The sequence below is a fragment of the Protofrankia sp. Cas3 genome (genome assembly GCF_963555955.1).
Taxonomy (GTDB): domain Bacteria; phylum Actinomycetota; class Actinomycetes; order Frankiales; family Frankiaceae; genus Protofrankia.
In genome coordinates this window covers 1-12,988 of record NZ_CAUVXP010000167.1, presented here as the reverse complement: position 1 = coordinate 12,988, position 12,988 = coordinate 1, and the positions used below count along the sequence as shown (strand labels likewise).

At 68.8% G+C, this 12,988-nt stretch carries 7 protein-coding genes and 1 pseudogene; 6 read left to right on the top strand and 2 right to left on the bottom strand.

The window, feature by feature from the left end; genetic code table 11:
- Positions 1-435: pseudogene (locus U9983_RS23010) on the top strand (disulfide bond formation protein DsbA); the annotation flags it as partial.
- Positions 436-614: 179 nt separating this feature from the next.
- A complete protein-coding gene (locus U9983_RS23005) occupies positions 615-1,097 on the top strand; it encodes a ribose-5-phosphate isomerase (RefSeq protein WP_322756016.1) in 483 nt (160 codons plus the stop codon).
- 74 nt (positions 1,098-1,171) lie between these two features.
- Here U9983_RS23005 and U9983_RS23000 read toward each other — a convergent pair whose 3' ends face one another.
- Positions 1,172-1,486: a hypothetical protein gene (locus U9983_RS23000; protein ID WP_322756015.1), complete on the bottom strand. Its 315-nt coding sequence runs from the start codon at positions 1,484-1,486 to the stop codon at positions 1,172-1,174.
- 1,013 nt (positions 1,487-2,499) lie between these two features.
- Between U9983_RS23000 and U9983_RS22995 the strand changes: the two genes are divergently transcribed.
- From U9983_RS22995 to U9983_RS22985, 3 genes are all read left to right on the top strand, one after another.
- Positions 2,500-3,522, top strand: a complete 1,023-nt coding sequence (locus U9983_RS22995; RefSeq protein ID WP_322756014.1) for a dolichyl-phosphate beta-glucosyltransferase — start codon at positions 2,500-2,502, stop codon at positions 3,520-3,522.
- Positions 3,523-3,623: 101 nt separating this feature from the next.
- Positions 3,624-7,682 carry an alpha-(1->3)-arabinofuranosyltransferase domain-containing protein gene (locus U9983_RS22990; protein ID WP_322756013.1) on the top strand — a complete coding sequence of 1,353 codons (4,059 nt, stop codon included), beginning with the start codon at positions 3,624-3,626 and terminating at the stop codon, positions 7,680-7,682.
- Between the two features lie 769 nt (positions 7,683-8,451).
- Complete coding sequence (locus U9983_RS22985; protein WP_322756012.1) at positions 8,452-9,825, top strand: hypothetical protein; 1,374 nt, start codon at positions 8,452-8,454, stop codon at positions 9,823-9,825.
- Positions 9,826-9,902: 77 nt separating this feature from the next.
- On the opposite strand, the gene U9983_RS22980 is transcribed toward U9983_RS22985, so the two are convergent.
- Positions 9,903-11,447: a glycosyltransferase family 4 protein gene (locus tag U9983_RS22980; RefSeq protein WP_322756011.1), complete on the bottom strand. Its 1,545-nt coding sequence runs from the start codon at positions 11,445-11,447 to the stop codon at positions 9,903-9,905.
- Positions 11,448-11,664: 217 nt separating this feature from the next.
- Between U9983_RS22980 and U9983_RS22975 the strand changes: the two genes are divergently transcribed.
- Positions 11,665-12,988 (top strand): polysaccharide biosynthesis protein (locus U9983_RS22975; RefSeq protein ID WP_322756010.1); only part of this gene is annotated, 1,324 nt, incomplete at its 3' end.

The following is a 12,988-nucleotide window of genomic DNA, read 5'->3' as shown; positions in this document are numbered from 1 at the left end:
CTGATGGACCGCGCGTGGGGCCCGGTGCGGATCTGCGTGGCTGCCGCGGCGAGGCACGGCGAGGACGTGTTGCTGCCGCTGTACACGGCGCTGGGCCGGCGTCGCCACCTGCAGAAGGCCGAGTGGGAAGCCGGCACCTTCGCGGCGGCGCTGGCCGAGGTCGGCCTGGAGCCGGATCTTGCCGATGCGGCGACATCGGAGGAGTTCGACGATGCGCTGCGGGCGAGCCATCAGGACGGGATCAGCCGCGTGGGCATGGACGTCGGCACGCCGGTGATCGCGGTGGCGGACACGGCGTTCTTCGGCCCCGTCGTCACGCCGGCGCCCAAGGGCGAGGCCGCGGGCCGGCTCTGGGACGGCGTGCTGCTGGTCGCGGGCACTCCCGGCTTCTACGAGCTCAAGCGCACCCGGGACAGCGGCCCCGTGTTCGACTGATCCGCCTACTCGGACCCGGTCTGTGTCAGCCGTTGTGAGCGGGTTGTTGCTGTCAAGGACCATCCGGTGAACAGGATCGGGGACCGATGCCCCGCGGGTGTCACCCGTCAGGTGTGTCTTTCCTAGATCATTGGAGCGGGGAGAGTAACTGCGGCCTGCGACGGGCATCATTTCGTTTCATGCGCGTCCATCTCGGTTCCGACCACGCGGGCTTCGAACTCAAGATCTCATTGATCACTCGGCTGGCCGAGCTGGGTCACTCGGCAGTTGATCACGGCCCGGCCGCCTACGACCCGGCTGATGACTACCCGCCGTACGTGATCGCGGCAGCCGCGGCCGTAGTGGGCGAACCGGGCAGTCTGGGTGTCGTCATCGGCGGGTCCGGCAACGGCGAGGCTATTGCCGCGAACAAGGTCACCGGCGTGCGCGCCGCCCTCGTCTGGAATACCGAAACGGCCCGGCTCGCCCGGCTACACAACGACGCGAACGTCGTGAGTATCGGTGCGCGGATGCACACCGTTGCGGAGGCCGTCGGCCTCATCGAGGTGTTCCTGGGGACGCTGTTCAGCGCCGAGCAACGTCACATCCGGCGGATCACCATGCTCGCGGCCTACGAGCGATCTGGTGTGGTGCCGATCACGTCCGCGCCGCTGGCGCCCTGACCCGGGTGCCCTGACAGCCCAGCCGGACACAAGGATTGAAACAGGTGTTGACGCGGGCGTCAGGGCGGTCCGAGTTACCCTCGACGCTGCGTTCGGGGGACGGTCGTGGGGGCGGTGGCGGGGTCGGTCCATGGACGCCGCCGAAGGACGACGGTGCGTTCAGCCTCGGCCATGTCGTCGAGGTCGGGCCGGGCGACGTCCCGGGCTCGCATAGCCGTTCCCGGCGGCAGCCGCGAGCGTCCGGCGCCGACCAGGGCACGCAGGCCGGGATCACCCATGTCCCGCCGACGCCCTGATCGCTCGGTCGGATCGCTGCCGGAACCGGCTGGGCTCGGTGGGGTCGGACCGTCGTCGCCGGGGCTGGTGGCTGTCGCAGGGCCTTCCGTCATCGATCACTCCTGTTCGGTGCGACGCCCACCCGGCGCGGACATCCTCGGGATCCAGAATGCCCCGGTGCGGGGGGCATGGGCCGGCTGGGCGCGGATCGCCCGGACACAGGATTCGCAACCGGTTCTCGGGCACAATGCATTGACCCGCACCGGCGAGATCCGAAGGGAGTTGGCGGCCGGTCTGCGTACTTTACGAGTCCGTTTCAGATCTTTCGTTCGATTACGCTGGGTATCAGCCTCAGCATTTCGACGACAGTACCACCATTGGGTGAATAAACGGGGTGCCGACCTGTTCCGATTGTCTTTCGTCCGAACACTGTCGGAGGGGGCGCTGGTGGGAACGACTGGCGCGATCAGGGTGGGATCGGCGTGGGGTCAGGGCGCGTGATCGTGCCGGTGAGCACTCGTCATCCACGGCAGCACGATTCATTGACAATACGCAGACAACTGTCGACGCAAGGTCGCCGGTGGGATAACCCCCATCCCGGTCGGTGACGATTCGGTATCCGACGGTGGGCATGGTGTGACGAAGGGGTCATTGTCGGATGTGTGTCGCAGTGACGTGCGGGTGGCGGGCGAAGAGGGGCGCCCCGCCTGCGAGAGGATGTCCGAGGTGTAGGTGCGTCAAGCGGTGCCGAACGGCGGGTGGGCGGCGGCGTTCGCGGGTCGTCGGCTCGGGTACGACGTTCGCCGCGAGATCCCTGCGGGCATGGTTCGTGTCGTGTTGCCGGAGGCCTCGGGGAAGGCCGGTGAAAGGATGGGTGGGCGCATGTACGGATACCTGCTGTCCATCCCGCGTGGCCAGCACGTGCCGCCAGTCTGTTGGCGGCGCAATGGTGGATCGTCGGTCGGTCCTCGCCGGGTGAATACTGATTTGGCAGCTCGGATCGCACTGGCGCGGCGATGCCGTATCGAAGCTTCGGCCGGACCTATTCGGGCGTGACGAGGTGTTTCGCGATCGGCAGGTGATCGCGACCGCCCTTGTCGTTGCCGACGCAGCTTGGGAGTGACTCTTGGACCACGTTCCCGTCAGTATCGTCATCCCCGCCTACAACGAGGCGCACCGGCTCCCGGAGGCGTTGCCCCGTCTGGTGGCTGTGGTGAGCACGCTTGCCGGCGCGGAGGTGATCCTTGTGGACGACGGCAGTACCGACCGTACTGCCGAGGTTGCCGAGCGGCTGTTGAGCGAGCTGCCGCGGGCACGCGTCGTGAGCCTTCCGTGGAACTCCGGTAAGGGTACGGCAATTCGCACGGGTGTCGCGATGGCGCGGGGCGCGTCGATCGTGTTCATGGACGCGGATATGGCTTCGGATCTCAACGACCTGCCGCCGCTTCTCGCGGCGCTCAACGATGCCGAGGTTGCGCTCGGGTCGCGCCGGATCGGTGACAACGCGCTACGCACGAGCGGCCGGCGGATGGGTAGCTGGGCGTTCAACCGAATCACCCGGACCCTCGCGGGACTGGACGTCGCCGACACCCAGTGTGGCTTCAAGGCGTTTCGGCATGCCGAGGCGAAGCTGCTCTTCAGCCTGTCGCGGTCCACGGGTTTCGGCTTCGACGTCGAGGTCCTCGCGCTTGCGCGGTCGATGGGTTACCGAATCGCCGAGGTTCCCGTGCACTGGTCGGAGATGGCCGGCGGGACCTTTCGGGTCACCAGGCACACCCCGGCGATGCTGGTCGACGTGATGCGGGCCCGCCGGTACCGGCGGCGGGTACCTGTCCTGCCCACGCCGCTGCACCTGCGGACCAGCCAGGCAGCGCCGTCGGTGGTCCTGCAGGCGGTACCCACGCCGCTGGCTGAGGCAAGGCGCCTGGGTGCCGCGGCAGGGACGGGCACCCATCCAGCGCCGGAGGCGGAGGCATCCCGGACTCCGGGCGCCCGGGTGCTCAGTATGGGTGCGGCCGGTATGGGTGCGGGCGGTATGGGTACGGGCGCGCTGGCTGCCGACGGTGGCTCGGTACAGACGCCCGGGTCGACCAGGACCGGAGGTGGACGGGACCCCGGCCTGACGTCGGCTCCGCGCGAGGTCGTATGATCATCGTTCGAACAGACAATCCGGCGGTCCGGTGGTCGTCGCGGTCGCGGTCGCCGTCGCCGCAGTCGCCGTCGCCGTCCGGCCCGCAGGGTGGCGCACTCGTGGCGGTCTCCGACCACCTCGGCCGTACGCCGCGGTGGTCCATCGCGGCGATGGCCGCCGGTTTCGTTCTGCTGTGTCTGCTCCAGGCGCCTGGCAGGCTTGCTGCGGACACCAAGCTCGATCTTGCGGTGGACCCGGTCCCCTTTCTTGCCGCCAGCACCCATCTGTGGCATTCGAGCTCGGACTTCGGCCTGCTCCCCAACCAGTACGTCGGCTACCTGTTCCCGATGGGGTCGTTCTTCGCCGGCGGGAAACTGCTTGGCCTACCACCGTGGGTCACCCAACGGTTGTGGATGGCTCTGATACTGACCGTCGCTTCGTGGGGAGTCATCCGGCTCGCGGACACGTTGCGCGTCGGTGGCCGGATGCATCGGGTGATCGGCGGGATTGCCTACTCCGTATCGCCGTTCGTCCTGGGAAAGATCGGCTCCACCTCCGTCGCGCTGACGGGGAGTGCAATGCTGCCGTGGATGGTCCTTCCGCTCGTCCTCGCGGTGCGGCGGGATTCATCCGGATCGTTGCGGCGGCTGTCGCCGCGGCGGGCCGCAGCACTGTCCGGGCTCGCGATCTTCGCGACCGGCGGCGTCAACGCAAGCGTCACCCTGGACGTCCTGCTGGGCCCGGCTGTCGTGCTCGTCCTGGCCGGAACAGACCGGCGGGCCTGGGCTCTTCGGGGTTGGTGGATCCTGTCGGTGCTGCTCGCGACCGGATGGTGGGTCCTGGCGCTGGCGACGCAGCGGCGGTACGGCCTCAATTTTCTTCCCTACACCGAGACCGCCGTCACCACGACCGCCACGACGTCGGTCGGCGAGGCGTTGCGGGGCGCCAGCGACTGGATGGCCTACCTGCGTCTGCCGAGTCCGTGGTTGCCCGCGGCGTCCGAATACGTCACCACCTTCGCCGCGGTCCTCGGATCCGGTCTGGTGGCGGCACTCGGAGTCTGGGGGCTCGCGCGCGCCGATCTGCCGGCCCGACGCTTTCTGGTGCTCACGTTCGGGGTCGGGGTCGTCGCCATCTGCGCTGCCTACCCTGGGCAACCCGCAAGTCCCTTGGCGGATACCGTCCGCGATCTGTTCGGCGCTCCGTTCGGCTTCCTGCGCAATGTCTACAAGTTCCAGCCGGTGGTCCGACTACCGATGGCGCTCGGCCTCGCTCATGCCCTGTCCGTCGCGGCCTCGTGGCGGCGCCCCGATCGGGGTGGCGCGGTTGGCGGGGTCCGGCGGCGCGACCCGATCATCCGGCTCATCCGGCGTGGGCGGCCGGTCGGGCGCCGGCAGGTCGGGCGCCGGAGGGTCGCCGCGCGGCGGCCGGGTCTGGTCGTGGTCGTCGTGACCGCCGTCTGCGTGATTGCGGGAATGACCCCCGCATTTGCGGGTAAAATCGCTCCTACCGGTACATTCCGTAACGTTCCGGGCTACTGGGGGCAGGCCGCGCAGTGGCTGGCGCGAAATCCGGCCGGCGGCCGGACCCTGGTGCTGCCGGGAACGGCGTTCGGTGAGTATAGCTGGGGTCGGCCGTTGGACGAGCCGATGCAGTGGTTGGCACAGACACCCTGGGGGGTTCGCAGCCTGATCCCGCTCGGTGGGACCGGCGTCATCCGGTGGATGGACGGGATCGAACGCCAGCTCACGCTCGGATCCGCACCAGGGCTTGCCGAGGCACTGGCCCGGGCCGGGGTCGGCCAGGTGCTGGTCCGCAATGATCTGCAGAACAAGGACTGGGACGTGCCGCCGTCATCCGCGCAGATCAGCGGCGCGCTGCGCGGATCCGGTCTGCAGCAGGCCGCGAGGTTCGGCCCGATGCTCCCGGCCCGTTCCGCGGGAAACGCCAGGCTTGTCCCGGCGCTACGTAATCCGACGCAGCGGGTGCCTGCCCTGGAGGTGTGGGTGGTCCCGGGCGGAGCCAGCCTGGTGCAGGCGTATCCGGCAGCTACGGCGCTGATTGTGTCCGGGGGTGCCGAGGCGACCGTGGAGATGGCGGCCCAGCGGGTGTTGCCCGACCAGGCCGCCGTGTTGGCCGGTGACCTGGCCGCAACGGCTGGCCCCACCGCAGCTGGCCCCACCGCAGCTGATCCCACCGCAGCTGATCCCACCGCGGCTGATCCCACCGCGGCTGATCCGGCTGCGGCCGATGTCGTCGGCCCACGGACCACCTGGGTGGTGACAGACACATTCACCCGCCGTGACAATCGGTTCGGGCTCGTCCACGGCGCTCAGTCCTACGTCCTAGGGCCGCATGAGGACGTCGCGGGTGCCACGGGGCCACCCGATCAGTGGACCGATCGGCCGGCGGCCGGGCACCAGACGACGGCCGGCTATGTCGGTGGGATGTCGGTCACCGCGTCGTCCTACGGCTTTGAGTTGGTGGCCGCGCCTGACCTGGCGCCCGCGAACGCCGTGGACGGTGATCCCAGTTCGGCATGGCAGAGTCTGAGGACCGACCGGGGCTCGGCGGGGCAGTGGTTGCAGGTCGACGTCGCGCGAACGGTCGAGGTACCGACGTTGACGGTGCAGCTGCTGGAGGAGAGTCCGTCCCGCCCGACCGTGCGGGCGCTGCGGGTGACCACCCAGGCCGGTTCGGTGGTCACCCCGGTCAAGCCGATCGAATCCGCACAGCAGCTCGCGGTGCCCACCGGTCCGACCCGGTGGTTCCGGGTCGGCTTCGAGCAGGTTGCCGGCGGCGGGGGCCCCTTTCTGGGCGCGGGAATTCGTGAACTGACGATTCCCGGGATCAGGTTTCAGCGGTATCTGGAGGCACCCTCCGACATGGCGCGGTGGTTCTCCGGCGCGGCGTCCGGGCGGATCGTCTACGCGTTCGCGCGTAACCGGGCCGATCCGTCCCAGCCGTTCGAGGATGATGAAGAGCGGCAACTCAGCCGGCGGTTTGATGTACCGCGGCCCCTTGCGTTCACCGTCCGGGGTGCGGCGGTGCCGATCGCGCCCCTACTGACCGGAGCCGGCGGGATGTCCGACGGCGGCCAGGACGGCACCGGCGGTCAGAGCGCCCGTGGCGATGGCTCGTCGGGCGTGGCTACAGGCCCCGGGCAGCCGGGGACGGAGCCCGTCGCCCTTCCCTGTGGGTCGGGTCCGATGGTGATCATTGACGGACAACGCTATTCCACCCGGCTCGACGGCCGACCGGATGACGCCGGAGCGCCCCGGTCCGTCACGATGAGTCTGTGCACCGACGGTGGAACGGTCACCTTGAGCGCGGGCCCGCATCTGCTGACGACCGAACCCGGGTCGGCGCCGTTCGCGGTTGGCTCCCTCACCCTGGTCGACGGCGCGCTAGCGGCGCCTTCGGTACCCGTTCGGGCTACCCGGATCACCGGCTGGACCTCGGAGCGGCGCACGGTCGAGATCGCGGCGGGGGAGCGTAGCTATCTTGCCGTCCGGGAGAACGCCAACGCTTCGTGGACCGCGACCGTGAACGGCGTGTCGCTTCCGGTGATCCGACTGGATGGCTGGCAGCAAGGATGGATCATTCCGGCCGGGGTGGCCGGAACGATTGTCATCGTGAACCGGCCCGGGCAGACGTACCGTCGTGACCTCGGCGTCGGCATGATCATGGTCGCGGGGCTGATCGCGCTGGCGGTGCTCCCGGCCGGCTTGCGCAAGCCGGCCGGCCGGGCATCGCGTGGGCAGCGCACCCGTCGCTGGGGTACCCGACGCTGGGGTACCGGTCGGTGGGTCCGGCGGCAACAGCCCGAGCAGGTGCGAGATCAGCTCCGCTACGGTGTCATCGCGGCCGGCATGTGCGCGGTTACACTGGTCGCAGGTCCGGTTGCGCTGGTAATCCCGGCGCTGGTCGTGGTTGCTCGACGCTGGTCAACCGGGCTGTCCTGGCTTGCCGCCGGCTGCGTGGGCGCTGCCGTGACGGTGGTGGCGCTGACGCCCGACAGCCTCCCGGGCTCTGGCCGGGGAGCCTTCGGCTGGCAGGTCCAGCTGTGCGGCGCAGGCGCGTTCGCATGCGTGCTCACATCCACGGCCGTCCGTCGCGTCGTGCGGCCAGCCGATCGCCCGTCGGTGTCGGTCCCCGCTCAGAGCGATCGTCGATAGCGGGGCAGGTCCGGTCGGTCCGCCCCGCTGTGGACTCGGGATTCCTTGATCTACCCCTCTGGTGCCGGGCACGCTCGGTTTCGCTGGATCCTGCGTGGCGGATCATCGGCTATCATGCATCAATATTGTTTAGCAGTTGGGTGTTAGTTGTGTATTTTTCGACTGGGCGTGTTCGGCAATGTGCTCTTCTGGTTGGATGCGGTGTTGCTGCGTGACCAGGCAATCTCGCAGGCAATCCGGCGTACCTATATCGGGTTGCCGGGTATGTAGAGTGGACGCCGCCCGAGCCTGCCAGTAGGTCATTACAGCCTTGACCGGCTGTGAATCGGCCGTTCTCGCATCTCATCGGTTCACCTGAGAAGAGTCGCATCCAGTGGATTTGTTCCGGGTCTGCCGCAGGTGATCGGTTCGTGCGATGTATCCGGCGATAAAAGAGGTCTTCGCCACTATTCCTGCCCGAATCTCGTCAACTGACCTGACGGGACCGAAACTGGGTCGTGTGGGGTGTGTCGTGGGGACATTTCGCCGCTCTGAGCCGAAGGAAGGTGTCAGAATCGACTCCCGCGAGACGTGGCGGCCGGCGCCGGTTGCGGAACCACTTGTCAGCCTGATTCCGTATCCCCGATCCGGGTCATCCACTCCCCACCTGTCGACCGGGCCGGTGCACGCAGGGCACGAGCCGGTGCGGCCTGCTCGTGAACGGCGTTTTTCGGTGCTGGAAAATATGATCATGGCTTCTGATCGCCGGTCGGCGCCGGTTTCGGTTGGCATGATCGCACGCACCCGTGAGGCCATCGACCTGGTGACGTTGCGCAGGGCGGTGCAGGGTGTCGCGGCCCGGTATCCGATGGCGCGAGCACGGATGCGCACCGGCCTGCTTGGCCGGCGGTGGTCATTCCCGGACGTCGCCGATATTCCGATCATCACAGCCAGTGGTCATGATGATGGTGACCTCTGGGATGCGTTCGCCGGCCTGTGTTCTCGCCCTTTTGCCTTGAGCCGGGTGCCTGCGGTGCGGGTTCTGCACATGCGGTTGCCCGAGGATGACGCACTCGCGGTTGCCGCGCATCATGTCGCTCTCGACGGATTGAGCGTGGCGATGTTGCTGCACGCGATCCTGGAGCGCTGTGTCGTCCTGGAGCCCCGTGTCGCCCTGGAGCCCCGTGCCCTCACCAGGACGCGCCGTCCACGCGGGACAGCTGTTGACAACCTGGTGGACGGCGGTGTTTCCGGGAGCGCTACCGCCAGGGGTGGCATCGCCGGTGGAGGCATTGCCGGGGGCGACGCGTGCGCCGGGCTCCCGCGCCACCGTCGGCGGGCAGCCCCGTCCATGGAGCGGATCAGCCGCCTCGTGCCTGGCGTGGCGCCGCTGCGCCAGCCGGTGCAGGGGCGGATCGCCCCCGCGCCCGGCCTCGGCCGTGCCAACCGCACATCACCGAACAGCCGGGCCTGCGTCTACGGCGTGTACTGCATGGCGGTTCCCGTCCCCAAGCCCGGGCGGTCTGCCACCGGTGGCACGGTCACCGTCAATGATCTTCTGTTGGCAGCCGCCGCGGCTGCGGTGGAGCAGTGGAACACCGCGGCCGGGCGGGAGACCGGGCGGTTGCGGGTACGGATGCCGATCAACCTCCGCGACCGCGATGGGGAGGTTGCCCTCGGCAACCATACGGGCGATGCGGTGATTGCCATGACACCGCTGGACCGCCGGGACCCCGAAACCCTGCTGGCCGCGGTGTGCAGGCAGACGGCGGCCAACAAGGCGGCAGGGCCACCAGCGGAGACCGGGAATGCCCTGCGCGGTACAGCCTGGCTGCCCGGCCCGGCGCGGCATGCGCTGCTGCGCGTCGCCGCGACCGTTGCGCGACCGCTACTGATGCCGACGGCCAGCGTGACGAACCTCGGACGGCTGCCTGGCCGGCTTACATCGGGTGCTGATACTCCGCAGATCACATCGCTGTACTTCGCTGCATTCGCGGGTTTGCCACAGGGGCTCGTGATCACTGCCACGGGCTATGGTGACGATCTGAACCTGGCGTTCTGTTATCATCGTGACCTTTTTGATCAATCGGCTGTGCGGCGCTTTGCCGCGCTCTACCGGGTAGCTCTCGATGACCTGACCCGGGTACCCGAGCCGCGCACCTGATCACGGATTGACCTGGTCAACCTGGTCAACCCGTGATGGAGGGCTTCGGCGCCGTGGCACGGGGAACCCCTGGCGCTCTAACCGGCCGCGGCAGGGGCTCTGCCCGCTTCCACGGCATCGGGCCGGGCACAGCGGACTGCGGCGACCAGAAGGTCCTCCCCGGTCGCGGCCCGTACCTCGATCGGGCCGGTGACACCGGCCCGATCGAGTGCGGCACGAGCATCGACGAGGCCCGCACCGTAGAGCACCGCGACCGCGTGGCCGAAGCCGTCCCCGGCGCGCAGCGTCCCGTCCCGGTAAGGTCCGTCGCCTTCGGGGATATTGCGATATACCAGGTCGGTACGGCGCAGGACTGGCAGTGCCTGGCTCGGCGACAGCAGGAATTCCGCTCGGGTGACAAGGACGTCCGCGCGGCGTGACTCCCGCGGGCGGCGGCCCGGCGTGCGGTTGTCCAGCCTGTCCATCTCGGCGGTCACGATGCGGGCCAGCAGCTCGGCGGTGGCGTCCCAGGAGAAGCGTGCGGCCCACGCTCGGGCCCGTTCGCGCCAGCGGGTCGCCGTGACCGGGTCCGCGAGGGCGGAAAGTGCACGGTCGATCGTGGGTCCGAGCGCATCAGCGTCATCCGCCAACCAGCCGGTTTTGTCATGGCAGACGGCATCGCGTAGCCCGGGCACGCGGAATGCCACGGCCGGGACACCGTGGGCATTAGCCTCCAGTACGGACAAACCCCACCCTTCACCGTGGGACGGATTGACAGTCAGCCAGGCCGTCGACAGCAGCCGGTCCCGTTTCATAGCCGTCACGTAGCCGTGCCAGTGCACAATGTCCTCGCCGAGACCGAGCCCGGCCGCGTGCCGGATGAGCCGTTCCCGGTCCGGTCCGTCGCCGACCACGTCGACGACCAGTCCCGGGTGGGCCGCGCGAAGCGTGGGAAGCGCGTCGAGCAGCAGGTGCAGCCGCTTGTGCGGGACGAGGCGGCCCACACAGACGATGGTCGGTCGGTCCGCCGGTCGGCCAGACCCGTGATCCCACGGAAGATCGACGCCGCCGGGCACGATGAAACGTGGCCCGCGCAGCTTCAGGACCTCCCACGCTTCGTCCCTGGTCGAGGGTGACACGACGGCCACCGGACACTGCCGGTACACCCAACGGCTGCCGGGGGTCTCCATCAGCTGGCCGATCCTGGCCACGGGCGCCGGGAAGTAGAGCGGGAACTGCCGCTGGTGGACGTGGTGCACAACCTGGACGACCGGGGTACCGGGCAGCACCAGCGGGCTGAAGAACGGGATGCCGTTCTGGCAGTCCACCACTGCGTCGATGTCGTGCCGGTCGCGTAGGAGGCGAGCCAACGCGGCCGGGTACACCCCGAACGTCCCACCTGAGCGCTCGACGTCGATGCCCCGTACGTTCTGCGACCGTTGGGTGCCGGGCGGTCGGGAGGTGAGCAGACTCACCCGCGCACCAGCCGCGGCAAACCGTTCTGCGACCGATTGGCAGTAGAGCTCGGCGCCACCGGCCTGAGGATGCTCAAGATCACGCCAGTTGAGAAACACCACACGACGCCCGGCGAGCGTATCCAGATGCCTGCCCCGACCGTCCGCTGGTGCTGCAATTGCGGGCACCAGGTCTGCTCCCTTCAGCTCGACCCCCAACCTGCCCCGTTGTTTTCGGCACGGTCTCGCCGCACCGCTCCGTACTCCGCGCGACGATGGTGCCAGATCGCGGGCACCCGATGCGGGCCGGGTACGGCGTTGGCCTACCGTGGGCAGACGACGTCCGGAAAATGGCGGCAAAACGCCGACGCGCTGGCGGACACGAAAGCGTGCGGGAGGAAGGTGGATGGCGATCGCAGCGCGTGAGCTGATCGTGCGGGGCCTCGCCGGCCCCGGGTCGCTCGCGGTTGCCGGAGTTGTCGTCAACGGCGGAAACCTCCTGGTCAACCTTGTACTCGCGCGGGTACTCAATGCCACCAACTATGGTGCGCTGGTCGTTCAGACCGGGATCTTTCTGATCCTTTCGATGGGCGGCTCGGCCTTGCAGGTCGCCGTGGTCCAGCGGGACACATCTTTTCCCGGTGATACCCGACACGCACGGGCGTCCTGGATTCGCCGGCTGCGCAGTGTCGGCATGGTTGTGGTTGTTGTCACCTGTGTCCTCGGTCTGTTGGTATGCGGCCAGGTGGCGGCGATCCTGTCTTATCCGCATCCATTCGCGATTGCCGAGGCAATCGCGGGAGCTGCGATCTGGGTCTCACTTTCGGTCGAGCGTGGTCTGTTGCAGGCGCGTCGCGCCTACCAGGAACTCGCCTATAATTTCGTACTTGAGGGTGCTGGCCGCATCGTCGTCATCATCGGTCTGGCGTTCGCCGGATTCGGAGTCAACGGTGCGGGTCTCGGGTTGATCGTCGGTGTTCTGTGCGGCACCGCACATGCCCGCCGGCTTACGGCCCGGACTACGCGGGGAATGACCACGCGGGGAATGTCGGACACCCGACCCATGCCCGCGCTCTGGTACGACACGACAACCGCTCTCGGCGCGCTCGTGCCGCTCGCGATGCTGCAGAACATGGATGTGGTCATCGTCGGCTGGCTCAACCCCGCCGAGGTTGGGGCCTACGCGGCTGTTTCGACGGCCTGCAAGGTGCCGGTGTTCATCGGTCTGGCGGTGGCGAACTTCCTGCTCCCGGAGGCGGCTCAGCGCCGGGCACAGGGTCGTCCAGCCACCACAGCCCTGCTCGCGGCGGTCGGCTGGGTGGCCGCCCCCGGCCTGCTGCTGGTGGGGACAGGCGTGGTCGCGGCCAGACCCGTGCTGTCAGCGGTGTTCGGCCCGCACCTGGCCGCGGGCGCCTCGACACTGTGGATCCTGGCACTGGCCATGACCTGTCTTGCCGTGACGCTGCTGTTTACCAACTACCTCCTGGGGGCGGGCCGGCGGGATGTCGTGGGGGTGCTCGCGGCCGGTACGGTGTTCACCGCCGCCGGCTTGGCCGCCGCCGGCGGTCACCTGGTCGCCACGGCCGCCGTCGGTCTCGGCTGTCAGGCGGTGACCGCGATCATGGCCGGCCTCATGGTGTTGCGGGCGCATCGGCCGGCAGCGGCAGACCTGCGCATCCCGGTCGCGGCCCGGCAGCCGGCCGGGCCCGGCGGCCACGAGCCCGTCGACG

What these genes read in the sequence shown, in the direction of transcription:
- U9983_RS23005 (WP_322756016.1), top strand. Translation starts at nt 615, where the DNA reads ATGCGCGTCCATCTCGGTTCCGACCACGCGGGCTTCGAACTCAAGATC.
- U9983_RS23000 (WP_322756015.1), bottom strand. Translation starts at nt 1,486, where the DNA reads ATGACGGAAGGCCCTGCGACAGCCACCAGCCCCGGCGACGACGGTCCG.
- U9983_RS22985 (WP_322756012.1), top strand. Translation starts at nt 8,452, where the DNA reads ATGATCGCACGCACCCGTGAGGCCATCGACCTGGTGACGTTGCGCAGG.